Raw genomic sequence first — 24606 nt, 5'->3', positions numbered from 1 at the left:
AAGTAGATAAATCCATAAGCTGGATTGAAAGGGAGGAATTATATTGTGAGTTTTGAAATAGTAGAAGCAACGATCCCTGACATTCAGGCCGCTCTCGATTCAGGTGAAATGACTTCGAAGGGTCTAGTACTTATGTATCTCGATAGAATAGCTAATATTGACAAGCTCGGACTCACTATCAACTCCGTGCTTGAAATAAACCCGGATGCCTTATTTATCGCAGAGTCGTTAGATGTAGAGCGGGCAGTTCAAGGTCCAAGAGGTCCGATGCATGGAATCCCTGTTTTGCTGAAGGACAATATCAACACCGGTGATAAAATGCACACAAGTGCTGGTTCCCTTGCTCTCGCCAACTCTTATGCGACGAAAGATGCTTTTATCGTGCAAAAGCTGCGAGAGGCCGGGGCAATTATTTTAGGAAAAGCCAATATGACGGAATTCGCCAATTTTATGACCAATAATATGCCTTCTGGATACAGCTCTCGCGGGGGACAGGTTCTGAATCCCTATAATATTTCAACTCCGACTGGCGGCTCTAGTGCTGGGTCCGGTGTAGCGGTGGCTTGTAACTTTTGTACGGTCTCTGTTGGTACGGAAACGTCGGGCTCTATTCTGAATCCAGGGAATTTGAGCTTAACAATTGGTATCAAACCTACTGTCGGATTAATCAGCCGCTCGGGCATTCTTCCTCTCTCCAGTAGTCAAGATACGGCTGGACCTATGGCTAGAACAGTTACCGATGCTGTTTTACTGCTGAATGTTCTTGTAGGGGTGGATGAGAGCGATCCCGCAATGGGTACCGGCTTAGGGAAGCAATGTGCAGACTACACAGATTTTTTGAACAAGGATGGTTTACGGGGCGCCCGAATAGGCATTCCAAGGGATTATTATTTTGAAGAATTAACGGAGGAGCAGCTCAACCTCTTTAATAATGCCGTTGACATCATGAAGCAGCATGGCGCTGTGATAGTAGATCCTGCCAATATCAAAACAGCTCGTGAAATTAAGTATTCCTCCGTCATACTCAATGAATTTAAAGCTTCTCTTAATGCATATTTATCCCAGTTAGGTCCTAATGCATCCATTCGCTCTCTAAAAGACATTATTGATTTTAATAACAACCATCCAATGGAAACTTTAAAATACGGACAAACATTACTGGTCCAAGCCGAATACAACACCTCAGGTACATTAACCGAACCCAATTATATTCATGATCGTGCTTTGGATTTAAAGCTATGTCAGCAGGATGGAATCGACGCCGTTATGAAAGAACATATTTTGGATGCGCTGCTCTTTCCAGCTGATTTTGGAGCAAGAATTACTTCAAGAGCCGGTTATCCATCTATAGTTGTCCCGGCAGGTTACACTGCGGCAGGCGTACCCTTTGGTGTCACCTTCTCAGCCCGGGCCTACTGTGAACCCATGCTCATTAAGCTCGCATATTCATTCGAACAGCATTCCCAATTTCGTAAAGCTCCTTCTTTAAAAAGCTTCCTTTAATTCAACTAATGAATCTTTCTCTTAATTACAAAAGCTTTATCTGCCCTTTCAAACCCTATTTTCTCATAAAATCCTACAGCTTTGGGCGCCGAGGTGAGTATATATTGAATTTCTTCTTCTCCTACTCGGTGCCTTAGCATTTTAATTAATTGTTTTCCAATTCCTAATCCCTGATACTCTTTATCGACAGCAATATCTGAGATGTAGCAGCAATAAGCATAATCCGTAATGGCCCTTAAGAAACCAACGATTTTCCCATCGGCTCTTGCCGTAATGATTTCGTCCGCATGATGTTAATCATTTTATTTATAAGTCCTTAAAAACGAATTCACGATAAGTTTTGTACCCATGTTTTCTATAAAAATCTTTTGCAGCACCATTATTATTCCAGTAATCCAGCTCTATTTTTCCAATCTTATATAATTCCGCTATTTCGTTTATCTTCGCCATTATTTGACTTCCATAGCCTTTGTTTTGCTCGCTTGAATTTATGCTCAGTTGATGAATATTTATCGATTTATATGCCTTTTTAAATGGGTTCTCCGCATATTCCTTGATTTCTATCCAAGCATATCCAATATTTTGTTGATCATTCTCCAGTATTAGAAATATGTAATTAGGTCTATCTATGATTGATTTGAAAAACTCCTTGATCGTCTCGTAATTGTATTCCTTAAAGTGGTCTGGATATAACTCCACATGCACGTCCTGCACAGTCTTATTCAAATGAGCGATAGCTTCAAAATCCTTGGTTTGAAAGATTTGCATGTCAGCTTCCATCCCTTTTCTTTTATTTTTGGCTTGCTGATCCCCTACTCCTTCAATTGACCTGCTAGGATACCAGCTTTCCTAATGATTGCAATTCGTTCTTCTCGTCCCTCGATTTTTTGTATCATGTCTATTGCCGTTTCAAAATTCGTTATTACATATCCCGTCGTTTCATACTGTTGAGGCATTTCAATGAATTTCTTAACTTTTGTCAAAAAATACAGCCTGTAGGAGCCAAACTCTTCCCAATACCAGCAAGCAAAAGGAATTACCTCGTCTTCTATTTGTATTCCTGCTTCTTCAACAGCTTCTCGTCTCAATGCTTCTATTAATGATTCATTTTTTTCGAGCCTACCACCAATTGTTGTTAATACTCGTTCCTCCTTATCCCAAACCATAATCAGGTTTCCATTATCTAAAACAGGTATGCAGTGAACTCCACTGACTGGCTTATCGACAGGTATTTCCTGGATAAAGGTTAGCACAACAACTCTCCCCCTTCTGATTGCATTTATAGAGTCAAATAATAATGATAAAACTGCTCATCCTTCTTGTATCCATTCCGTTCATATAATCTTTGAGCTTTTACATTATCTTGCGCCGTTGCCAGCTCTATGCCTTTAACAGCGCAAGCTCCAGCATAATTCCTCGCTTCCTCTAATAATTGCTGAGCGATCCCATTCCCCCTATATGCCTCAACTACATATAAATCATTGAGTATCCAGGAACGTTTGAGGGAGATGGAAGAAAATGAAGGGTATAGCTGCATAAACCCTACCGCTTTTTCGTGTGTTCTATCCTTCGCAATAAAAATAACTGACTCCCTAGCAACTAGTCTTTCAAATAAAAATGCTCTTGCACTTGTCTCATCGGATTCTTGTCCATAAAAAGTTCTGTATTGATCAAACAAGGGTACTGCATCCTCTAAATCGTGGATTGTCGCTTGCGCATACGTGAAATTGTTCATCATTAAATTTCTCCTCACTTCGTTCTCTAGGAAACCGTTACTATGTTTTAAAAATCTGATACTTATACAAAGTTCTACTTTTTCACTTCAAAAGGCTTACTATTTCATTCAAATCGCTGATGGTTACTTGTTGATTCCAATTCCGCTCTGCTCCACTTCTATTAATCAAAACTGACTTCATTTTACTTTGGTTAGCCCCCGTTATATCTTTCAATTCATTACCAACGAACATCATGCGACTCGGATCAGTACCTAATTCATTTGCTAGCCTAATATAACTTTCGGTTCGTGGCTTCCTATAGCCAACATCAACCGAAGTAATACGACATCTATATAATCTCTTATTAGATCTACATCTCTTAAAACTAAATTCTTATTCAATCCTTAAGGGACATCGGTCAATATCCCAATTTTTATTTGCTTTTCTTTGAGACTTTTGAGAATGGGTAATGAATCCTTGTATAGTTCAGTCCCTTGTTGAAAGAAGCCAAAAAACGAATCAATCGCTTTACTTAAACACAACTTATCCTGTCCCCAGCTATCTAAAATCTCACCGAAAATTTCAAAGTCTCTTTTAGTGCAGGTATAAATTATTCCTGGAAACTTCCCTGCGGAGCCAAATGTTTACGAACATTCTCTCTGCAGCGACAGGTGGCGTGTTCACTTTCCAAATTATGGACGTGCTTGGGGATCTGCTGCATCTATAGATGGATAAGTATAAGCGCCGACACGAAACATGTCCCCTCCTCATAGTTTATAAGTATGAGAGGAGGTGATAATATGCGCAGATTCACTTTTTCACGTAACCGCACAATTACTTTGCGTCGTGGTCAGTCAATAGCGCTTTTTTGCGGGATCGCCTTAGTTACTCGTCGAATAAGGCTCAGACCTGGAGAATTTGTCACCGTAACATGTGACGCAAGCCCAAGAACAATAATTGTTGCTTGTCATTCGTTTGTTACACGCCGACGCATTCATTTAAGACTAGGGGAAAGATTAATTATCACGTGTAGTTAATATGGATTTAGAATGAGCGCTGACAATTAGTCGGCGCTTTTTGCATTTCTATACAGAGAGGTGCTGAAAACTTGAAATGGTATCATATAGCCTCCCTATTGCTTCGATTTCGAACATTTCATTTCTCGCCCGAGCCATCTAATCATCTCCCTAAAATAATAAAAAGCATTTGATCAATGACCAAACACTTTGCCCAGGCGAACGGCTGTATAATCCATGTGTTTCCTCGTAGTTATCTACGTTATCGCCAGTTACACATGTCAAATATTTACTATAATCATATCTGAATATTTAGAAAAATCAATATTTTTATTCCATAAGTTCTTATGTATGACTTGAGTACAATAAAATGCCGTCTCTCTTCATCCAGCCCGAGCGGTTCCAGAAATGATTTCCAATTTCATTATCTTCGATCACCATGATATGGCATTTGTCTATCCCTTCCAATCTAAGCTTAGCTAAACTGCTAGCTACTAATTGCTTACCAATGGAATTCCCCCGATATTCCGGATCCACAGCAACATGATAAATGTAGCCTCTTCGTCCGTCATGCCCGCATAGTATCGTTCCAATGACTTGTTGATTATCTACACAAACAAAACTCATTCCAGCATTTCTAATCAAATAATTGTGGATGGACTCCCTTGAATCAGCGTTACTTAGAGCCATTCCTTCCGTTCTTTTCCATAGTTCGATTGCCATATCATAATCTTGTATGTTCATTTCTCTTAATGCATACATTTCGTTATCCCCTTATCCATGTCCCTCTTGTATATCCCAGTCTCATTCCTGCTCTTTCCATATTCCTGAAGCTTGTTGAAGCATACGCCGCTTGGCTAATGACCAAATTACAGTTGTTTTTGCAAGCTTCCCCTATTCTTCTTTCTATTAAAGCTTTTTGAACCCCTTTATTTCTGAATTCCTGCAGAGTTGTTGCAAAGGTTAGAGAGGCTAGTCCATCTTTTATGTACATGACCCCAACGCCAGCAGGAGTACCGTCAACAAATCCGCCAAAAAATTTCCAGCCTTCTCTATTAAAAAGAACCCTATTATTATCGGCAACATGACTTTTACCAGACAATGATAGGCCTGTTCCGAGACAATGTATTTCTGCATACAAATCAATCTCATCAGCTTCTAGTTCGCGAACTGTAACTGGGCCATCAGAGATGCTCTTTTCTGCAGGGTGCCCATATAATGTGGCGTGAAAATCAGATTGATAGTAAGCTCTCTCGAACAGAGCCTTCATTAGTTCTTTTTTGGCCTTGGTTGGGATAATTTCAAATTGCAATCGGCTGCCTTTGCTCTTATAAAATTCCAGGATATCATCCAAGACATGAAGATCATCAAGGCTAATTCCTTTCACCGTATTAAATTGAGGCCAGGGCATTTCTTTACTGTAAAAGGCTGTTGCCCTGCCAAACTTTACGATTTCGATACCCATCGGATTACCAGGACGTTCTTTTATTGCATTCATTCGATCGATCATATAATCAATTTCTGTTTTTTCCATAATCTCAGCAAACTCATGCGTTTGTATTTGAAATGACATAGGACAGCCCCTTTTAATTATAATCCGAATGATGTGTCTTATGTGCTGTAACTACCCGCTCTGCTTCACTCCACTGCCAATGATAGCCAAGCGCCTTCACTGCTGTTTCCCAATCCACCATAACAAAATTATTCAATACATGGACTAGAGGCGATTCGATAGTCTCCTTCATGCCCGCATACGTAAAGGAAATCCGCTTATTTTCAGCATCATATCGTACATTTTGGGCTCCCAGCATTTCAAATGTCTGATTTAGTGGCACCCAGGGTATCCCTTGAATGAGAATGGGTTTGATTCCGCTAAAAGATAGCTCCCGTCCATCAACCACCATACGAATAAACGGCAAATGCTGAGCTACGGTTTCCCCAGATAGGAGCGTCAGGATTCCCTGATCCAGTTGAGTCTTTTCCCTCTCAGAAAGATGTGCGACTTTATTATTAGATTCCCGCGGCTGGAGTTTGATATGATATTTTTTCTCCATATACCGATGAAGCCGGTCCAGCTCTTCCTTGCTTGCAGTCCTTAAGCTTCTTCCCTGCATTTGCGCCATCAGTACTCCTATGGATTCGGCCGCAATCGCGCCATTCGGTTGGATGCGCGTACTTCCATAAGCGACCGCCGTTGAGCCAACCAATTTGCCCGCTGTCACAACATTACTAGTGCCTTGCAATAAATAACTGCGCAACGGAATTCCATATTTATCAGGGCGTCCAATTGCAAGGCCTTCCCTATTGGATCGAGATCCCTGAATGTCCAGAAAATATCCGCCAATACTGACATTATCCCAGAACATCCTGCCACTCATCAGATCAGACGCCTGCATCACATACTCGGTAGGATAATGATTATATTCACGGATATACAAATAATTAGGATCCCCATTAAGCTCCAAGCCTTCGAAGCCGATGATCTGCTTGCGCAAATGATCCCTAATGGAAGCCATTTCCTCCTTGGCTAATCTCATTCCCCTATCAATCGTTTCTTCTCTGCTGGGATCCACCCCATACACCTGGAGTGCGTTAATGACAATCTCACCGTTGCCTTGATTTAATATATTAAGTCCACGCAGATTAAGCCATTCCTTGTTGTTCAGCTTGTAAGCTGACACCACTGGAGGAAAGCCATACGAGATATTGGAATCCACATACGTTTCCGGTCCGTACTTATGAGCCCGCTCCACCTTATCCATTTTCCAGAAGTGACTGTAAAATTTATGCCAATCGACACCCTTGAACCGCATCATATAGGTAGCGCTCATATATTCCTTTTCCCTAGCTCCGTAAAGCGCTTCCAATCCTTGAAGCGGCTCCAAATTCAGCTTTCGGATCAGAGCGGCATCATCGGAATTATCGACCACATAATGTGGATATACGGTTCTTGTTTTTCCAAACCGATTTACATATTGGATGGAAACAACCTGTCCCCCGTCTGAATACACGTTCTTCAATTCAACCTTCTTTTCAAGCGGGATTCTATCGATCAAATGATGAAAATATTGGGCAAACTGCGGTTTATTCCGAATGGCTCCAGTTTCATATTGATGAAAGAGCTCCTTCATGCCCCCTTGTACTAATGAGTTGCCCTGATCATCATAGGTTCCATCCAAATAGAGCATTTCACCTTGAAGAAGCTGTCCTCCCAAGCTGCTTTTCGGTTCCAGAATGAGGACATTAAGCCCTTCCTGCTTAGCCTTTTGAGCCAAATACATCCCTTCAAGCTCAGTGCCAATTACAACGACATCCGGGTCGTGAGCGAAATTAGGATATAGTGTATAACTGCCGTCGCTGTCACGGTGGAGGCCATAATAGCCAAACACACCTGCAGTAATTGCCGAAGCAGCAAGGAGTGTGCTGGTTAATAAAATGCTATTGAACGTTCTGGGTAACCAATTATTTATGTTCACTTCTGCTCACCGTTCATTCTCCTGATATTGGCCATGCTTTGTTGTTATCTCGTATATCTCGATTCCAGCTTACGGCCCATGAACCAGATTGATACCAGGAGAATGACGATAGCGATCATTTTCCACGGCTGGTTAAGCAGGTTGCCAAGATCATGCCCCGCAATTGATACAATTAGGATCATTACAGCCTTCCCCATTGAAGTAGCGATCAGAAAAACTCTCTTAGGCAGCTTAGAAATTCCAGCTACAATATTTACAAACGCAGAGGGTGTAAACGGGAAACAAGCCAATACAAAAATCGGCGTGAATCCGTGCTGTTCTACCCAAACAATGAACTTCTGCGCCTTTGGATATTTACGTTCAATATAGCCGCGAAAACGTCCACCGAATTTTCTGAAAAACAGAAATACACATACGGCACCGCTAACAACACCGATCCACGAATACAAAGCGCCTTCCCAAATCCCATAAGCATTCACATTAGCAATGATAATTGCGATTAAAGGCAATATGGGTACAAACGATTCGATAAACGTCGCAAGAATACCCGGCACTGGACCGAGTGCTTCGTACCGGAATAAAATAAGTTCTATATCCTCCCAAGTCAAACCGGCAAGCTTGTCTATCCAGCTCATTTGAAGTAGTCACCTTTCTTAGCGGCTCTTTATAGTTAAATGATCGTGCTGCTTGGCCATAGTAAAATCATATTCGGGCTCAAGACTAATCATGTTCTCCCAAACTGAATTAGTAATACGTACAATATCGTTTGTGGTTGCTATACAGCCTATCTAAAATTTTTGTTTAGCTCTACATCATTTTATAAAGGCATAGGTGTTGAAGTTGGTTTGGCAAACCCGCTTTTGTACTTTCCATCGATATAGGCACGAATATCCTTATCAGCTAGACCGTCTTTCTTGAGCTTGGCAGATTCCAAAGCAATGTTAAGACATACACCACATCTGGTGCCATGATCATCCCATACGACGGACCCGTCTTTATTTACCTCTTTAATAAAACAATTCTTATTGCTTTGGTGGCCGACACTCTCTCCGCAGCCGCAGTAGCAAGGCATCCATTGCAGCAAGTCGGCGTTAGCGGCAGCTATTTGATAAATCATCCGTATCTCTTCGCGCTGATTCGCCAAAAATTTAGGCAAAACCTGCAGGGAAGATGTTTTCTCCTGTAAATCCTTTTCCACATGCCCAGCAGCCTCATGACCTTCGTGTACTTTAGTTGCAGCCTCTTTATTGGAGCTGCAGGCCACCATGGCTGCCAAGGAAACGCCAATAATCAATGACTTTGATAACAGCTTCATAGCCCACCTCAAATTTATGTATAGTAAGTACTTGTATTATATAACGCTTAGAGTATTATTTCATCTTTCCCATCTGAGAAGAAGGTAACCCTTACATGAGTCACATAATCGCAAATAAGGATGTTATTCTGTTAGTCTTTCTCAACAGAATAGCATCCTCAATCCAACCGATACATGTAAGTGCAATAATTAACTGAACCGTTTCTTATATTCAGATGGATAACAACCGACAAATTCGGTAAACAGCTTCGTGAAGTGCCTTGTGCTGTAATAGCCAACCCTCTCAGCAGCCTGCTGCACCTGAATGCTCGGCATTGCCAGCCATTCCTTGGCCCGGATCATTCGATATTCGGTTAAATATTTCATGAACGTCGTTCCCATCCGCTTATGGAAGAGCGTGCTTAAGTAATTGTGCGTGACATCCAATTGTTCAGCTATTTGCGAAATACTAATGTCTTGGTCATAGTTTTGTTCTATAAATGCTATCGTAGCTTGAACCAGGCAGGTGGCATTGTCAGTTCCTTGATGTTTGGACAACAGCTCTTCTCCCTTTTTAACAAGCGCCTCATACCATTCGTGAAACGGCTGACAGGCATCCAGATGACAATCCATAGACACGTTCAGAAAGTGGCTTAGCTGAGCTTTATGCGATGATGCCAAAGTCTCATTGAGACTTCCGACCTGCATTTTGAACATAGCCACTACTTTCATGTATTCCGTGTGATCTTGCTTCGTATAATGATCCAGTAATTCGAAGGCTTTTCGCGCCAGCCCGGCTAATGAACCCTTATGTTCCAGTTCCTCTAAAAAATGGAGCTCCAATGTTTTTCCGTGCTCATATAAGCAGCGCAGTGCCGAAAGCTCATGAAGTGAAATCCACTTGCTTTGAAAAGCAGCGATACTGCTGCAAGGCTCCAAAATAACCGATGTAATTGCATATTGCCCCGTTTTGAACTGTTGAATCGAATTATTGATTTGATAAATTATGTTAGAGGATTCTGCAGCCCCTCGTTCATAATTATCCGAATTCCAAGAACAAATAAAGGCGAGTTCACCTTGAGGTAAAACCAATTTAGCCTTGCGAAGTCCTCCATGCGTCTGCTCATCGACTATGTCTCTTATAATTGAACCTATATCACGCTGCTTGCTTGCTCTTGAAGCAGCGGATAAACTGCTGTCCGTATATACTATTACGGCTTGAAAGCAAGACTCTGAGAATAAAGCTCCGGACGGTTCAGATTCAAGTGTCGTCATTCCAAGCAATAAAGAATGCATTGTTGACTCAAATTGCCTGTTATGAAGAATACGCTGCTCTCTTACGCTTCTGCTTACTTTGATCAACGAAGACTCCAGATCATCCGGACTTACCGGCTTTAACAGGTAATCCTCTGCGCCTAGCTTCAAAGCTTCCTGAGCGAAGCTGAAATCGGAATAGCCGCTGATAACAATGAAGGAAGTATGAGGAGAAACCGTATGTGCTTGTTGGATCGCTTGCAGACCGTTCATCAAGGGCATACGTATATCAATAAGCACAATATCGGGAGCGTCGCTTTTCAATAATTCCAGCAGCTCCACCCCATTGGTTGCCTCACCGGTAACCGTCCATGTCGAGCCCATATCCTCGATCATACTTCGCAAGCTTATACGAACCAGCACTTCATCGTCAGCAATGACAATTCTCATAGTCTCACTTCCCGTAATGGTATGGTGATCGTAACAAGGGTACCTTGGTCGCTTTCACTCCATATGTGAATATCCGCATGCTCGTAAGCAATCAGAAGCCGGTTTCTTACATTCGCTAGACCTATAGCCACTGAATCATCTACCTTATCTGGGGCAAATCCCGCACCATCATCCCTAATCGTAATTACAAGTGCTTCTTCATTCTGAGTATTATCTATGAGACATGACACTGTTAGCGTACATGAACGATTTAACGGCTCAATACCATGAATGATTGCGTTCTCAACAAGTGGCTGAAGCAGCAATTTGGGAAGAAGATATGCGGTTGCAGCTGGGTCCGTATATAAATCCAAGGTCAAGCGGTCTTGAAAGCGAAGCTGTTGAAGCTCACCGTATTTTTTTATAAATAGCATTTCTTCAGCGACGGTTGACCAATCATTATGCTCCAATATATATCTAAGCATGCTGCTGAGTGATAATATGGATTTTTCTAACAAACGCCGGTCCCCCACCCGGTTTAATCCAATAAAGCCATTTAATGTATTGTATAGAAAATGGGGCTGAATTTGTGACTGCAATGCCCTGTACTCAGCATCCCTTTGATTTAAAACCGCCTTATATTCACTCTCTATTAATTCCTTAAGCTGGTCGATCATCGTATTAAGCGCTTTTCCAAGCTCCGCAACCTCATCTTTTCCCCGAACGGCAACACGAGTAAGAAGCTCTCCTTTTTGCACCCTTTTCATAACAAAGGTCATCTCTCTAAAAGGCTTAATAATCCATCGGGACAAAGTGAAAAAGACAAGCAATGTCAGAACAATACCGCCTCCAGCAAGCAGCAAGCCAACAATATAAATGCCCTCCAGCTTGGCTTTGAGCTCTGAATTGTCTAGTAGCACAACAATATTCCAGTTAGCTTGAGTGACCTTCTTCGAAACGACTACGTATTCATCTATGGTTTGACCGTTCAGCGCTGGGAAAAGCAGCTTTTGCTGAAGCTCCTGCGGCAGGCTGGCTGTGGAATAAATCAAATGATGCTGCTCATCAAAAATTGCAACGATCGACCTCACATTAAATTTAATGTCATTGGCAATTTTTTCGAGAATGACCGTATCCGCATCGGCCTTCATGACTGCTAGCGGCTGTTTAGAATCGGGATCCTTAATCAGTCTAGCAACGGAAAACACTTGGGTAATAGTAGGCTTTTTTAAATAGTCCTGTGCGTGAGCACTTATAAAGCTGACCTTGCCGTCAGCCTCTACAGCCTGCTTATACCAGCCCTGTTCTGTAAATGGATAATTGTCCACCGGTTCATTTTTGAAAGCAGAAGTGACATATACGGAACCGTCATAGGAAAGTAAAATCGTGCCTAAGATATCGTTGCGGGGGTTTTTCAAAAAATTAGGCAATGTCACATTCAGTGCTTTATCCGTTAAAAACTGCGAATAAGCGTCGGTTGACTCATAGGAAACATTCGCCTTTGCTTTCAATGCACGCATAACCTCTTCACTCCAATAAGGAGTAACGGTGAGGCGCTCCAGATCCTCCAAATACGTTTCGATATTATGTGTTAAAGAAGTTAAACTGCTCTCAGTCAATGTTGTCGTATCGGTTGTGATGAGCTTTTGATAATAGGAGGGCATTACAAAAACGATAATAATCAGAGGCACGATGAGTGTCAGGAAGAATAAGATCGACAGCCTCATTCGCAGAGAATAGGATAATTTCAACGGAAGTCACCTTCTCTATCTGCTGGCATCACATCCTCGGCACAACCCTTTACGAATAAAGCAGACCATCTGGTTGCCACCCTGAGCAAGTCATATTCTATTATAATATAAGTTGGTAAAATGTGGTATCCTCAAGCTTTAATAGCTCCAGCAGCCATACCTTCAATAAAGTACTTTTGCAAAAAGAGGTAAACTAACGTGATAGGCAATGCTGCCATTAAGGAGCCTGCGGCAACCCAGCCTACATTATTATTGAATTGTCCAAAAAATGCGGCTAACGCAACAGTAATCGTATGAACCTCCGTCTTTTGCAGGAAAAATACAGAAAATTGGTAGTCATTCCAAACCGCGACGCCAGAAAGAATAATAACTGTGGCCGTAGCAGGCTTTAACAAAGGTAAAATAATGCGAAAAAAAAGCCCGAGCCGCGATGAACCGTCCATCATAGCCGCCTCGTCAAGCTCTCTTGGGATTGTACTAATAAAGCCGGTGTATAAGAAGATGGTAATCGGAAGATTAAAGGTAACGTGCAGCAGGACAATTCCCCACAGTGTGTTCAGCGCGCCTAAATCTACATATACCTTGTACAAAGGTACGAGAATAGTCAATGGAGGCACGATAAGCGCGGATATAAAGACCGTATACATCAATTTATTCCACACTGTTCTGAATCTGGCCAGCGGGTATGCCGAAATCGAGCCTAGTACAATAACCAGAATTACTGAGGCCAAAGTGATGATAATATTGTTCTTGAATGAAGTGCTCAATCGTGCTTGATTCCATGCATTCAGGAAATTGTCCAGATAAAGATACCCCGGTAAAATCCATTTGGAGCTGGGGTCGTCGATTGCTTTTAATGAAGTAGTGATCAATATATAAAAAGGGATGACGTGAATGAGCGCAATCACAATAGACATCACTACCGGCCATTTCGAATGACGGTTACGGTTCAATGTGCCACTTCCTTCCGCCGCAACAAATACAACGAGGTTATGCTGATCACTGATATAATTACAAACATCAGATTTCCAAGCGCTGCTGCATAGCCGGCATCCTGTCTGGCAAAGTAAAGCTGGTACATCAAGGTGGATAAAGATGCAGAGGCGTATCCTGGCCCTCCACCCGTCAATGATGTAATGACATCGAACAGCTTAAGACCTCCAATTAGATTCAACACAATATTTATCGTTACGGAAGGCGCAAGCAATGGCCAGGTGACATGCAGGAATTGAGAAAGCTTACTTGCACCGTCGATTTGCGCCGCCTCATAATAGTCCTTCGGAATAACCTGCAATCCTGCCAAATAAATAATCATCGCAATCCCCAAGTATTGGTAGGTGTTCACCAGCGTAATCAGCCATACATTAATTTCCGGGTTGGCAAGAAGGTTAATGGGCTCATCTCTGAAGAGAAGAATAATATCGTTAAAAGCTCCACCATAATATTGGAAAATAAAATACCAAATATATCCCATAATTAACGGACTGATGATAACAGGTAAATAAATAATGGTTCTTGTAATCCCTTTGCTTCGAAAGCTCTGATTCAATAGCAGCGCGTAGAGCAGCCCCATCATATTTTGTAGAACAGTACTGCCTATGCCATAAATAAAGGTGTTTTTGATTACATTCAAAATTTGCGGGTCCGAAAACATCCGTCTGTAATTATCCCATTGTACCCAGGAGTAATCCTGATTATAGCCGTCCCAATTCGTATAGGAGATCTTAATCCCTTCAATAAAAGGAAAGAAAATAAAGATGGCGAAAAGCACTAAGGCTGGAATATACATCACATTCAGGATAGCAGGAGAATTTAGCAGCTTACGTATGGCCGTTGGCTTCACATTCTGATATGGCTTCGTCTTTTCGGGGGCGGTGAACGGCATATCCTTTCCTCCATTCTCTTGGATCGGTTAACCTATATCGAAGAAAGGGGGGACAACACGAAACGGTTAATCCCCCCTGCTGGCATTTATTTTTTGCGCAGCCGTTCCACTTCTTGCTTCATAATCTGAGAGAATTGCTGGGTTGTAATCCTACCCGCTATCAGCTCGGTGCCTTGTTTACACATGACGTCCCACATTCCATTTGGCAAATAGACACGATCGAAGTATGGGAACACGCGGATGCTTTCGTATTTTTTGTAATAGTCCGAGAACTCATGATTAGAGCTTATACCCTTCAAGCCGGGAGGAAGCTTGGTTGCATTTGCGATCTTTTCCATGCTTTCTTTTTTGGCAAAATAGGCGATCAGCTTCTTCGCTTCAGGCAAGTGCTTCGAGTCTTTCCAGGCTCCCATTGTGTAGCGCTCGCCTCCGGAGAAGTTGGGCTCATCTCCAGCTACCATAGAAGGAACTGGCATGTAACCGATCTTGAGGTTAGGCGTGATTTTGTGAACCTCATCTGCAAAAGAAGGACTTCCAAGAGCAAAAGCCAATTTCCCGTTCGCAAACATTTTCGGTAAATCACTGTATTTGGCTGTTAGCGCATCCTTGTTGATCAATCCTTTTTTCTGCAAGTCGAGCATTTTCTGGGCAAGATCTCCCCACTTATTCCAATCGAATGTGTTATTCAGGAATGCGTCCGCTTGATTATCCTTTGGACTGATGAACAAGGAAGTAGCAAAAATATCCAGGTAGCTGCCGAACATCCATGAATCAATGCCAGAGAAATAGAAAGGCACGATATCCCCTTTACTCTCATTTTTGATTTTTTCTGCAGCTGCAATTAGAGCGTCATAGGTCTTGGGAGGTTCAATGTTATATTTCGCCAGAATATCCTCACTGTAGGTGATACCGTCCTTCGCTTCGCTCATGACAAGAGCATGAACCTTTCCATCTTTATCCGTCACTACATTTTTGATCGTATCGGTCTGCTGCGATGCCCAGCTTTCGTCGCGCAGATCAGCCAAATATTTACCATAGCGGATTTGTGCCCAGCCATGGGTGTCGAACACATCAGGCATATCATTCGCTGCCATCTTGACCTTCAGAATATTTTCATATTCAGAGCCAGGGAACTGAAGCTCCACATCTACGCCTGCGTTTTCTTTCTTAAACCCCTCGACAATCTCTTTATACACGTTTTGGATTGGCGGATCATTTACTGTGCTGTAAACGGTGATCTTCATCTTCGCTGTTCCTGTAGCGGGTGCGGGTGCGGGGCTCGCTGTGTCCTTTTTCTCCGGAGGTGCGGGATTGGCAGGCGCAGGTGTTGCCGTTGTGCCAGTACGGCTGGAACAGCCGGATACAACGAGCATCGCCATGAGGAGAAACGAGAGTGAGTTGATAAACCACCTTTTCATTTACATATTCCTCCCATAATGTTTTATAAAGCGCTTGCCTGTATAATGGAAATGTCTGGATGTTTGCGCTTACATGAAAATCATAGCCGAAATCACTGTACTTTCATATACAGTAAAACTACACTCGGCGCGCTCATTATTAATGTGCTACAGTCCTATATTGCTTTTAAGCCCCTTGTAGGCTCCACTTTCCGGGAAGTTATTTCTCAGGATATGAACAAAAGTATCTGAAAACCCCAGCTCGCTTAATTCCTCAAAAGGTATCATTCGTACATCCGTAATCGGGTTTTTATCAAATTCGTTGGAAGGCAGAGTAAGCTGTCCATCAATTCGCTGCATTAAGAACGAAATATGTATTAATGATGGATTAGCCTGAGGAACATCGCAGAGATAAAGCAGCTTGACCACTTTCGTATGTAATCCTGTCTCTTCGAGCAGTTCCCTCACTATCGAATCTTCCAACGTCTCTCCTTGCTCTACCCTTCCACCAGGCAATGACCATCCTCTGGAATTGGACACCTGTTGTTTTACCAGCAGAATTTGTTCGTTCTCAACTAATATTCCAGTGACACGTACTTGCAGCAAATTGTTCATTTTCATGCTCCCCCGAATTAAGTTATCTTTGTACCTGTAATGAGTAGATTCTGGTTTGTTTCCCATTCCAATAATATCCAAACTTGAATTTCCTCATTATATCATCATCGTCTTAGAAATTATTTACTTAATTTTACATGGTTGCACAAAAAAAAAGATCCTGCAAGGAACAGCAATGCCTTGAGGATCATCTGTACGGTTTTTATTTTTACCTATTCTATCCTATCAGTGACTGCAAGATTGACAACTGTATTAGCAACTTCTTGTCCATTTACCACTAGTGCAATCCTGTGCTCACCCGGATAATGGCGGCGAGTAGTCAGATTAGCCCAGCTGTGGTTGCGTGTGCCGTTAAGCATAGTGCCGCCGGACACTGTTTTGTCAGATAGCAGGAATAATTTGCGTGATGTATTCCGTTTACTTTTCACAAAATCGATTCCATATTCTATCCGAATGCGTACCGGCTCTCCTTCACGGACTTGAAGCTCATAATGAAGTTCGGATTTCTCACCAATGGACAGCACCGTGGGTTCTATTGATAATGAAGCCGCGGTTATTAGCGGAGTCTCTTCTGCAGATTCCGCATAACCAAACAACGCAAGAATCTCAGGATCGGCCTTTCTAATCAATGTTCGGCAACCATGACGTACAATCCAGTCAGTGTCGGGATGCGTGCCTTTCCATCGACGAGCGATGTCAAGAACAACTGAAGGATGATCCTTTGCGATATCATTCAGATTGTTAGCTACGCTCTTACGTACATATAGAGCAGGGTCTTCCTTCAATTGCTCCAGCAATGGAAGAATCGGAGAAGGATCTCGCTTGAACATGGGAAGCGCCTGTCCCCAAGGAAGACGCGGCCGGCTGCCTTCACTTGCAAGCCGCCTGACATGTTCATTCGGATGCTTGGACCATTCCAACATCTGACTCATCATTCTTTCGGGGTCACGAAGAAGAAATGGTCTAACAGCAAATTCAGCAGAGGACCTTTGTGTAAAGCGTTCCAATGCTTTCATGGAAAGCGACCAGTGCCTATCCTCCTGACCGAATACCTCGATGAAATCTGGAAAGAACAAGTATGGGAAGCCCGTGCAGGCCTCATCAATCATAAACAAAATCTCTATTGCTTCTTCATATTGAGCAGGCAAATAGTCCCCAAGGGTTTGAGTAATACGCCGCATACGAGCCTTCAGCTCAAGAATCTCCCAACTCTCATCCATCGTCTTGGCAATGAATCCTTCCATGTCGAAAGGGGCATATGCCTCATGAACTCTCTGTGCGAACAGGTGCAGGAACTTCTCACTATATATGGCTTTCAATGGCTCTGCCATCTGTTAATCTCCTCTTTTCCGACTGATTATAGGCAGGTTAGAATTTGTTTGTGCTAGGGGTGGAGAAGATTCGGAATTCATAGTCACCACGGGGGTCCCGCTTGCATTTGGATTTGCAGCTTGAAAGCAGCCCGATAACAGTAAAACTAATGATAAAGTGGAAATCCACACAACCAACTTAATAAACTCACTCCCCCTTCTTTTTATTTATTGTAGCCTCTATCGCCATAGGGTTTAAGCTCTTGGAGCCACTTTTCTTCTAATTTTTTCAATTCATCCTTTTCGTCAAAATATCCCTCTTTTTTAACAAGAACCTCTAATACTTCAATCATAAACGCGGCTTCACCAAATTCATTCCATTCTTTTTGGAGCTGTTGATTTCGGTGTGAGCCCAATTTCAGCATAAGCGTTTTTCCATTCAAGGATCTTAAATTGTTAGTGCTGGCAACAAGAATCTTCTGATTGATGTTGTTTTTAATTTGATAAATTCCAGCCTCTGTTTTGATCTCTTTATATTGCTGTACGAGTTCTTTTCTGCGATCCATAAAAAGTCTCTCCTTACTTTTTCATCTTATCTTCCACTTTTTCCGATTACTCCTTGATCCAATACTCGCTGCCATCGGACTTCCGCTCCAAGAAGCCATATTCGATTAAATATCTTCTCAACGTGACATAATCAGGATACACAGCCTGAAGTATGTGATTTATCTCTTTTTCTGTATAGATTTGCTCACTTTTAAATCGTTTGGTTACTTCACGAAGCACAACAAGCTTATCCTTTTCCTTTTTGGAGAAGGCTTTTATAGGCCCGTCTGTTCCATCAGGAAAATATTTTTTCAAAATGGCTTCATTCTCGTCATGCGTAATATTGTATCTCTCATCAACCATTTTTGCTGATTTATGAAGCTCGACGAAGGCAGGCGCATGACTATCCTTTTCCTTCAGCAGCTCCATCATAGCCAAAAATACTTTCGACTGCCTCTCCTTCTCCTTCAAGGCAAAACGATGATTCCGTATGGTTGAGGCGCTGCCGATCCCCATTTCCTTCTGAACCTCCGCATCACTTTTCCCCTGATGGAACAGCTTTAGCAGATTATTTTGATGATCGGTAAGACCCGTCAGTTTTTTATCCAGCTGGATCAGGTACTCAAACACAGAATGATGAGCTTTCTCAATGTGAACACGCATAAATCTCTTAGCCTCATATAAAATGCCATCGTCAGGATAAATGATCCCCTTCTCAAGCTTCTTCCCGCATAATAAACATATTACCTGCTCTCCCTCTTCATAGCAGCCGCTTTTAAGCTCCTCAAGAGTCGCATTCCAAAATCGTTCCGATACTTCCAATTAACAAACACATCCTTATAATGTTTACCATACAACAGACATAATACATTACCGTTTATATTTAGTCAATCTCCAACACCTAGGTATGGATACAACAAAAAAAGACAGAGAATCTTTACTCTGCCTTCATTCAACGCTTCTGAATTGATTGGTAAACAACGATTATCCGTGCTTAATATGCTGCAGCATTTGGACAAAAATTTGTTCGATATGTTCGTCATCCAGCGAATAAAATACTGTCTTCCCTACTTTACGGCGCTTAACAATTCGCAAATTACGCAAATACCTAAGCTGATGAGATATAGCGGATTGTCCCATGTCCAAAACGACAGTCAAATCATGTACGCATAACTCTGTTTGCAATAAAGTGTATATAATTTTGACACGTGTCGGGTCCCCGAGCGCTTTAAACACATCGGCCAATCCTACCGCTGTTGTTTCGGGTATTAAATTTTGCTTTAGCGTAACAACATTAACAGTACCTTCACATGTCTCATCACATTGATCCTGAAGCACCTTTTCCAAATCAAGCACCACCTTCTCTATGTACAGCTGCATCAAGTCCAACTTATATAAATATTATAACAGAAAGAGGATCACTAGGTAGTTTCCACCCGCATTTCATACATTAAAAGGGCTCTAGCCCTGGCGCTCCTTCATTCGATGCCATCCCCAAACAGCAAAAGCTATTAGGACCATACAGCCGCCCACAGCGCTCACACCATTCCAACGCCACAAGCTCCATGCATAGCTTCCCAGTGCAGACCCTACTGAACCAAACAAAAAAGTAGATACCATATAAACGGTATTCAGCCTGCCGCGGGCCTCCGGAGCTAAGCTGTATATGCGCGATTGGTTGGCGATTTGCCCCCCCTGAACTCCCAAATCCAGTAAAATTACACCGATAACAAGACCCCATAAGTGGTCGCCGAACTGCCAAAAGAATACAAAAGAGAGTAAAGTAATAAGAATAGCGAAGCCTACAATGTATTTGGTGTTATAACGGTCTGACAAACGTCCTGCAAGAGGAGCTGCGAGAGCACCGGCCACCCCTACCAGCCCGAACAAGCCGGCAATTTCACTGCCATAATTGTATGGAGCACCTTCTATGTAAAAAACAAGCGTGGTCCAAAAGACACTGAAGCTGCCGAACAGCATTGCAGCAATTAGAGAGGCTTCTCGAAGAGTGCGGTGCTTGATAATTAACTGTCCGATCGAGAGCATTAACTGACGGTATGTTATTTTGGATTCCGGATAGCTTTTAGGCAAATATAATCTTAGTATAACCGCAAGTAGAAGCATCATTACTGCAGCTATTCCAAACATCGTACGCCATCCTAAAGCTCCGCCGACGATTCCGGAAACCGTTCTGGCCAACAGGATGCCGATCAATAAACCACTCATAACCGTACCTATTACTTTGCCTCTTTCAGATGGAGCGGCAAGCTGGGCGGCAAGCGGAACCATCATCTGCGGGATAACCGTTGTAACTCCAACCAGCAGACTTGCTATACTAATCCAAATTAATGATTGTGCCGTGGCGATCCCGACAAGCGAAAGGGAAACGGCAATGAGCAGCAGGCATAGCAGCTGTCTCCTTTCCCGCATATCGCCTAAAGGGACAAATAGGAATAAACCTACTGCATATCCGATCTGAGTTAACATAGAAATGATTCCGATTTGATTATCGCTCACATGAAAGCTTCGCCCTATATCCGCTAGAAGCGGTTGATTATAATATAGATTTGCTACTGTCATACCGCATGCAATTGCCATTAATAATATTAAACCTTTAGACAAGCTTTGCCCCGCCTTTATATGCAGGCTGCTCTCTACTGCTGACTTACTGCTCATGCAACTTCCTCCAACCGATTCATTTGAGTAAACAATCAATTATATATCTGAACAATTAATTCCCCGTTCCTGGCAATAACCGAATGCTCTGCCAATTGCTTGCCAGGTATATTTATACAGGCACCTGTATGTTTGTCAAAGGACCAGCCATGCACGAAGCAGACCAATTCTCCATCTTCAAATTCAATTAAGCCCCCTGAATGTGGGCAAACCCGGGATACCAGATGATAGGTATTCCCATCCTTCAGCAAATAATAGAGTTTTTGTTCAAAATGAATCTCTCTGGGCAGGTCAGTCCAGTCTTTTTCCAATCCAAGTGAGACCTCTTTCATCTGATATACCTCCAATTCATGTAATGGCATTTGCTTGCCAGAAATTGTCTTATCCAGAATAACAAGTTTATATCAATAAAGCCAGTGACTTCTTTTAAGAAGATCAGTGGCTTGCTTAGTATTTTGATCGAATGCAAAACGAGTCCATAATTTCAAATAATAATTTGAATTGATAGAATATTCAGCCAAACGCTTGACTACGAACAAATGTTTGGTATAATAGATTCATAGAACAAATGTTCCTATTTTGAGAGGGGTGTAGACGATGAAGGTGAAGAATGTAAGATTTATTGAACGCGATTATTATAAAAATTTAATGGTAACGAACAGCGAGTTCATTACTGACAGTCAAATTGAGAAAATTCTTGATACAGCTGACAATTACTGGCTAGATTTAACCTTTAAATGCTTTGATAACGGGTCGATGATTGTCATTGATAACCACACCGAGCTACAAGTTCCCCTACATGATCTTAAAGGAGCAGCCTATGATTTCTATGTTAAACAAAGAATCAGAATGATCAGAGAAAATTTGGAAGCCAAAATTCTGCAAAGCGCATAATTTATTAGGAAATCAATCTATATACCTGCTTGCGGGACTGTATTTAAACAACAAAACCGCCCTATTGCCATAATTAACAATAGAACGGCTTTTTGTTGTTGTCACCACCATTTCCGTTGAAAGAACTAGCAGTGTTATAGCATTAGGCATTAGGAATCAAAGCTTTTAAGTAAGCTGCGTCGCCTTAACGGCTCCTTCAATTTGACTAATAAATTCATAATTTCCGGATCCAATCCGATATTTATGTTTACCATTTTCCAGACCGATTTCTACGGCACCGTCCGGTATAAGAACATTTGTTCCGTCAAGGTAAATTGTTGCTGTTGTATTCACAGGAATAGATACCTGCAGCGAGAAGCGTTCGCCATTAAGCTGCCACGAGGAAGAAATAGCGCCATAGCTGCTCTCCACAGTTGCCTTGACATAAGTTAGCTTTCCTCCGGGACGGGGATGAATGACTATATGCTTGAATCCCGGCTGCTCAGTATCGACATCTATACCTGCCATATATCGATACATCCATTCCCCGACCGATCCAAGCGAATAATGATTGAATGAATTCATGCCCGGGTTTTGAAATCCAGCCTCCTCCGTCCAACCATCCCATCTCTCCCAGATTGTAGTCGCGCCTTGCTTGACTGAGTACAGCCATGAAGGGAACGTATCTTGATGCAGAAGTGAGTATGCCAGCTCGTCCAGCCCATTCTCCGTCAGCACTGGAAGCAAATACCCTACTCCCAAGAATCCGGTAGACAGATGATTTCCATTCTCCCTAATAAGCTCTTCGAGACGTTTAACAGCAAGCGGCTTCTGCTCTTCAGACAATAGCCCGAAATATAGAGCTAACACATATACAGTTTGAGTATCCCCTTGGATGATACCATTCTTATCCATATAAGTATGGACAAAGGCTGTGCGGATTTCTTCGAACAATGCACTATATTCGCTTACATCGTCCGTGTATCCCAGAACACGAGCAATTCGGACGAATAAGGCGGTGCTATAAGCGAAATATGCCGTGGCTAGCACGTCTTTCGGTGTATCTGCGTTTATGGACAACCAATCTCCATAGTTGGCATAGTCGGGCCGAATCCTGTCCGTGCTATTGGTTTTTAAATATTCCACCCAACGCTTCATAGCATCATAGTTGGTTTCAAGTATGGTTCTATCCTCATACATCAAATACAGTGTCCAAGGGATGATAACTCCTGCATCGCCCCAACCTGCATTATCAGGTGCGAACCATTTGACGACTTCTTGTTTAAATTCGAACCACCCAGCATCAGGTGCTACATCAGGAAACGCGCCATCCGGCGTTTGGCCGTCCGTCATGTCTTCCATGAATTTGGCAAAAAAGCGCGATACATCCATATTATACGAGGCCGTGCGAATAAATATTTGAGCATCTCCGGTCCATCCGAGCCGCTCATCCCGCTGTGGACAATCCGTAGGAACACTCAAATAATTTCCGCGTTGACCCCAGCGAATATTGCTTATAAGACGATTAACCATATCATCTGAAGTTTCCAGCGATCCTGTGCCAGGCGTGTCTGAATGCACAACTCTCCCAATAATGCTTTCAAGAGTTAATTCTCCAGCAGCTACGCCCTCTATTTCTACATAACGAAAGCCATGAAATGTGAAATGCGGCTCGAATGTTTCTAATCCTTCGCCCTTTAATATATATATTTCCTTTTGGTCTGCTCTGCGCAGGTTTTCAATATAAAGCGTATCTTCATCCTGAAGCATCTCCGCATGCCTAACCGTTATATGCGTACCCAACTGCCCCTGTACCTGCAGCTTTACCCAGCCGACCATATTTTGCCCCATATCGAATAAATGAGTCCCTTGTTTCGTAAGCCACATTTTTACTGGATTAATCGATTCAGTTATCCTTACAGGAGGATCGATCTGAGAAACAAGCTTACCTGTGTACGGCTCGAATCGATTCACTTTTTTCCAGTCGCTATCATCAAAACCTGTTCGATCCCAATCCGGCAATTCTTTACGAGCGTCATAAGCTTCGCCTTTTAACATATCCGAATATTGAATAGGACCGGTATTCATGGCCCATGTCTCATCAGTAATTAAGAGGCTATTGGTGCCATCCTCAAACTGAATGTCCAGCTGCAAGAGCAAGGCGGGACTTGTTCCATATATTTCTCTACCCATCATCCCTACTTGCCCTGCATACCATCCAGTGCCTAGAATGGCTCCGAACGCATTCCCTCCTGCTTGTAGAGAAGCAGTAATATCATACGTTTGATACTGAGTCCTTATAGCATAATCAGTCCAGCCCGGAGCAAAATATTCATCACCTACCCGGCTACCGTTCAAATGCAGCTCATAGACGCCTAATGCTGTAGCATATAGAGTGGCTTGTCTAACTGGCCGATCGATCACAAACTCCTTTCGCAGATACAAGCCGGGTGGAAATTCGATTGCGGGGTCCAGCTCCTGTCCTATCCATTCACCTTTCCATTCATTGGGATCTAGGATGCCCATGGTCCAATATCCAATAGAGCTCCATTCGGAAGCTGCTCCCTTGGCATCCCATACTTGGACTTTCCAATAATAACGTAGTCCTGATTGCAGAAGACTTCCAAGATAGGAAACCTGTACGGAACGATCAGAAACAACCTCTCCGCTATCCCAACAATCACCTATATCCTGCTGAAGCAGATCCGCATTCGATGCTACTAGAATTCGATAAGCACTTTGCTGTTGCGCCTGTTCTTCAGAATCCAGCAACCAGCTAAATCGGGGCTGTTTAGTTTCTAGCCCTAAAGGTTGATCCAAGGATTCAACACGCAGCCTTTTTATAACAATACCCATGACTCATCCT

Annotated in this window: 25 protein-coding genes and 1 riboswitch; of the genes, 2 read left to right on the top strand and 23 right to left on the bottom strand. The window is 42.5% G+C overall.

Features of this window, described 5'->3' with window-relative positions:
- The first annotated feature begins 45 nt into the window (after window positions 1-45).
- Entirely contained in the window at window positions 46-1503 is a 1458-nt protein-coding gene (locus tag ACFQ0C_RS20645; protein WP_379369086.1) for an amidase family protein, read from the top strand.
- A gap of 5 nt (window positions 1504-1508) precedes the next feature.
- Here ACFQ0C_RS20645 and ACFQ0C_RS20640 read toward each other — a convergent pair whose 3' ends face one another.
- From ACFQ0C_RS20640 to ACFQ0C_RS20535, 22 genes are all read right to left on the bottom strand, one after another.
- Window positions 1509-1778 carry a GNAT family N-acetyltransferase gene (locus ACFQ0C_RS20640; RefSeq protein WP_379369391.1) on the bottom strand — a complete coding sequence of 90 codons (270 nt, stop codon included), beginning with the start codon at window positions 1776-1778 and terminating at the stop codon, window positions 1509-1511.
- 31 nt (window positions 1779-1809) lie between these two features.
- The gene (locus ACFQ0C_RS20635) at window positions 1810-2271 is read right to left on the bottom strand and encodes a GNAT family N-acetyltransferase (RefSeq protein WP_379369084.1); all 462 of its coding nucleotides are present in this window, start codon (window positions 2269-2271) and stop codon (window positions 1810-1812) included.
- A 44-nt stretch (window positions 2272-2315) separates the two neighbouring features.
- Window positions 2316-2756 carry an NUDIX domain-containing protein gene (locus ACFQ0C_RS20630; RefSeq protein WP_379369082.1) on the bottom strand — a complete coding sequence of 147 codons (441 nt, stop codon included), beginning with the start codon at window positions 2754-2756 and terminating at the stop codon, window positions 2316-2318.
- Between the two features lie 26 nt (window positions 2757-2782).
- The gene (locus ACFQ0C_RS20625; RefSeq protein WP_379369080.1) at window positions 2783-3241 is read right to left on the bottom strand and encodes a GNAT family N-acetyltransferase; all 459 of its coding nucleotides are present in this window, start codon (window positions 3239-3241) and stop codon (window positions 2783-2785) included.
- A gap of 79 nt (window positions 3242-3320) precedes the next feature.
- Entirely contained in the window at window positions 3321-3560 is a 240-nt protein-coding gene (locus tag ACFQ0C_RS20620; RefSeq protein ID WP_379369388.1) for an HAD family hydrolase, read from the bottom strand.
- 879 nt (window positions 3561-4439) lie between these two features.
- Window positions 4440-4520: riboswitch (ZMP/ZTP riboswitch) on the bottom strand.
- A gap of 59 nt (window positions 4521-4579) precedes the next feature.
- Window positions 4580-4996: a GNAT family N-acetyltransferase gene (locus ACFQ0C_RS20615; RefSeq protein WP_379369078.1), complete on the bottom strand. Its 417-nt coding sequence runs from the start codon at window positions 4994-4996 to the stop codon at window positions 4580-4582.
- Between the two features lie 4 nt (window positions 4997-5000).
- Window positions 5001-5807, bottom strand: coding sequence for a GNAT family N-acetyltransferase (locus ACFQ0C_RS20610; RefSeq protein WP_379369076.1), 807 nt, complete (start codon window positions 5805-5807; stop codon window positions 5001-5003).
- A 13-nt stretch (window positions 5808-5820) separates the two neighbouring features.
- Window positions 5821-7710 (bottom strand): FAD-dependent oxidoreductase, encoded by a 1890-nt coding sequence (locus ACFQ0C_RS20605; RefSeq protein WP_379369074.1) that lies wholly within the window; start codon window positions 7708-7710, stop codon window positions 5821-5823.
- Window positions 7711-7754: 44 nt separating this feature from the next.
- A complete protein-coding gene (locus ACFQ0C_RS20600; protein ID WP_379369072.1) occupies window positions 7755-8345 on the bottom strand; it encodes a TVP38/TMEM64 family protein in 591 nt (196 codons plus the stop codon).
- Window positions 8346-8527: 182 nt separating this feature from the next.
- Window positions 8528-9025, bottom strand: a complete 498-nt coding sequence (locus ACFQ0C_RS20595) for a PCYCGC domain-containing protein (protein ID WP_258212110.1) — start codon at window positions 9023-9025, stop codon at window positions 8528-8530.
- A gap of 189 nt (window positions 9026-9214) precedes the next feature.
- On the bottom strand, window positions 9215-10708 hold the full coding sequence (locus tag ACFQ0C_RS20590) for a response regulator transcription factor (RefSeq protein WP_379369070.1): 1494 nt from the start codon (window positions 10706-10708) through the stop codon (window positions 9215-9217).
- Window positions 10705-12438: a sensor histidine kinase gene (locus tag ACFQ0C_RS20585; RefSeq protein WP_379369068.1), complete on the bottom strand. Its 1734-nt coding sequence runs from the start codon at window positions 12436-12438 to the stop codon at window positions 10705-10707. The genes ACFQ0C_RS20590 and ACFQ0C_RS20585 overlap by 4 nt, the downstream gene beginning before the upstream one ends.
- Before the next feature lie 131 nt (window positions 12439-12569).
- Window positions 12570-13355 (bottom strand): carbohydrate ABC transporter permease, encoded by a 786-nt coding sequence (locus tag ACFQ0C_RS20580; RefSeq protein ID WP_379369386.1) that lies wholly within the window; start codon window positions 13353-13355, stop codon window positions 12570-12572.
- A gap of 32 nt (window positions 13356-13387) precedes the next feature.
- A complete protein-coding gene (locus ACFQ0C_RS20575) occupies window positions 13388-14323 on the bottom strand; it encodes a carbohydrate ABC transporter permease (RefSeq protein WP_379369066.1) in 936 nt (311 codons plus the stop codon).
- A gap of 86 nt (window positions 14324-14409) precedes the next feature.
- Window positions 14410-15741 (bottom strand): ABC transporter substrate-binding protein, encoded by a 1332-nt coding sequence (locus tag ACFQ0C_RS20570; RefSeq protein WP_379369064.1) that lies wholly within the window; start codon window positions 15739-15741, stop codon window positions 14410-14412.
- Between the two features lie 147 nt (window positions 15742-15888).
- Window positions 15889-16335 carry an NUDIX hydrolase gene (locus ACFQ0C_RS20565; protein WP_379369062.1) on the bottom strand — a complete coding sequence of 149 codons (447 nt, stop codon included), beginning with the start codon at window positions 16333-16335 and terminating at the stop codon, window positions 15889-15891.
- A 212-nt stretch (window positions 16336-16547) separates the two neighbouring features.
- Window positions 16548-17666, bottom strand: a complete 1119-nt coding sequence (locus ACFQ0C_RS20560) for a DNA alkylation repair protein (RefSeq protein ID WP_379369060.1) — start codon at window positions 17664-17666, stop codon at window positions 16548-16550.
- A 203-nt stretch (window positions 17667-17869) separates the two neighbouring features.
- Entirely contained in the window at window positions 17870-18211 is a 342-nt protein-coding gene (locus ACFQ0C_RS20555) for a GIY-YIG nuclease family protein (RefSeq protein ID WP_379369058.1), read from the bottom strand.
- 46 nt (window positions 18212-18257) lie between these two features.
- Window positions 18258-19013: a DUF2087 domain-containing protein gene (locus ACFQ0C_RS20550; RefSeq protein WP_379369056.1), complete on the bottom strand. Its 756-nt coding sequence runs from the start codon at window positions 19011-19013 to the stop codon at window positions 18258-18260.
- 162 nt (window positions 19014-19175) lie between these two features.
- Window positions 19176-19571: an ArsR/SmtB family transcription factor gene (locus ACFQ0C_RS20545; protein WP_379369054.1), complete on the bottom strand. Its 396-nt coding sequence runs from the start codon at window positions 19569-19571 to the stop codon at window positions 19176-19178.
- A gap of 81 nt (window positions 19572-19652) precedes the next feature.
- The gene (locus tag ACFQ0C_RS20540; RefSeq protein WP_379369052.1) at window positions 19653-20867 is read right to left on the bottom strand and encodes an MFS transporter; all 1215 of its coding nucleotides are present in this window, start codon (window positions 20865-20867) and stop codon (window positions 19653-19655) included.
- Window positions 20868-20902: 35 nt separating this feature from the next.
- Window positions 20903-21199 carry a Rieske (2Fe-2S) protein gene (locus ACFQ0C_RS20535; RefSeq protein ID WP_379369050.1) on the bottom strand — a complete coding sequence of 99 codons (297 nt, stop codon included), beginning with the start codon at window positions 21197-21199 and terminating at the stop codon, window positions 20903-20905.
- A 265-nt stretch (window positions 21200-21464) separates the two neighbouring features.
- Here ACFQ0C_RS20535 and ACFQ0C_RS20530 point away from each other — a divergent pair, with 265 nt between their 5' ends.
- A complete protein-coding gene (locus ACFQ0C_RS20530) occupies window positions 21465-21761 on the top strand; it encodes a hypothetical protein (protein ID WP_258212123.1) in 297 nt (98 codons plus the stop codon).
- 165 nt (window positions 21762-21926) lie between these two features.
- Here the strand turns inward: ACFQ0C_RS20530 and ACFQ0C_RS20525 are convergent, their stop codons facing one another.
- Window positions 21927-24596: a family 78 glycoside hydrolase catalytic domain gene (locus ACFQ0C_RS20525; RefSeq protein ID WP_379369047.1), complete on the bottom strand. Its 2670-nt coding sequence runs from the start codon at window positions 24594-24596 to the stop codon at window positions 21927-21929.
- Between the last annotated feature and the right edge of the window lie 10 nt (window positions 24597-24606).

This window comes from Paenibacillus sp. GCM10027630, from assembly GCF_042676305.1.
Classification (GTDB): Bacteria; Bacillota; Bacilli; order Paenibacillales; family NBRC-103111; genus Paenibacillus_S.
The sequence above is the reverse complement of the archived record's forward strand: the minus strand, read 5'-3'. Positions and strand labels throughout refer to the sequence as shown.

Excerpts from the sequence above, each read along its gene's own strand:
- ACFQ0C_RS20635 (WP_379369084.1), bottom strand. The coding sequence starts at position 2,271 with ATGCAAATCTTTCAAACCAAGGATTTTGAAGCTATCGCTCATTTGAAT.
- ACFQ0C_RS20625 (WP_379369080.1), bottom strand. The coding sequence starts at position 3,241 with ATGATGAACAATTTCACGTATGCGCAAGCGACAATCCACGATTTAGAG.
- ACFQ0C_RS20615 (WP_379369078.1), bottom strand. The coding sequence starts at position 4,996 with ATGTATGCATTAAGAGAAATGAACATACAAGATTATGATATGGCAATC.
- ACFQ0C_RS20610 (WP_379369076.1), bottom strand. The coding sequence starts at position 5,807 with ATGTCATTTCAAATACAAACGCATGAGTTTGCTGAGATTATGGAAAAA.
- ACFQ0C_RS20600 (WP_379369072.1), bottom strand. The coding sequence starts at position 8,345 with ATGAGCTGGATAGACAAGCTTGCCGGTTTGACTTGGGAGGATATAGAA.
- ACFQ0C_RS20595 (WP_258212110.1), bottom strand. The coding sequence starts at position 9,025 with ATGAAGCTGTTATCAAAGTCATTGATTATTGGCGTTTCCTTGGCAGCC.
- ACFQ0C_RS20590 (WP_379369070.1), bottom strand. The coding sequence starts at position 10,708 with ATGAGAATTGTCATTGCTGACGATGAAGTGCTGGTTCGTATAAGCTTG.
- ACFQ0C_RS20580 (WP_379369386.1), bottom strand. The coding sequence starts at position 13,355 with ATGTCTATTGTGATTGCGCTCATTCACGTCATCCCTTTTTATATATTG.
- ACFQ0C_RS20575 (WP_379369066.1), bottom strand. The coding sequence starts at position 14,323 with ATGCCGTTCACCGCCCCCGAAAAGACGAAGCCATATCAGAATGTGAAG.
- ACFQ0C_RS20570 (WP_379369064.1), bottom strand. The coding sequence starts at position 15,741 with ATGAAAAGGTGGTTTATCAACTCACTCTCGTTTCTCCTCATGGCGATG.
- ACFQ0C_RS20565 (WP_379369062.1), bottom strand. The coding sequence starts at position 16,335 with ATGAACAATTTGCTGCAAGTACGTGTCACTGGAATATTAGTTGAGAAC.
- ACFQ0C_RS20560 (WP_379369060.1), bottom strand. The coding sequence starts at position 17,666 with ATGGCAGAGCCATTGAAAGCCATATATAGTGAGAAGTTCCTGCACCTG.
- ACFQ0C_RS20555 (WP_379369058.1), bottom strand. The coding sequence starts at position 18,211 with ATGGATCGCAGAAAAGAACTCGTACAGCAATATAAAGAGATCAAAACA.
- ACFQ0C_RS20545 (WP_379369054.1), bottom strand. The coding sequence starts at position 19,571 with ATGCAGCTGTACATAGAGAAGGTGGTGCTTGATTTGGAAAAGGTGCTT.
- ACFQ0C_RS20540 (WP_379369052.1), bottom strand. The coding sequence starts at position 20,867 with ATGAGCAGTAAGTCAGCAGTAGAGAGCAGCCTGCATATAAAGGCGGGG.
- ACFQ0C_RS20535 (WP_379369050.1), bottom strand. The coding sequence starts at position 21,199 with ATGAAAGAGGTCTCACTTGGATTGGAAAAAGACTGGACTGACCTGCCC.
- ACFQ0C_RS20530 (WP_258212123.1), top strand. The coding sequence starts at position 21,465 with ATGAAGGTGAAGAATGTAAGATTTATTGAACGCGATTATTATAAAAAT.
- ACFQ0C_RS20525 (WP_379369047.1), bottom strand. The coding sequence starts at position 24,596 with ATGGGTATTGTTATAAAAAGGCTGCGTGTTGAATCCTTGGATCAACCT.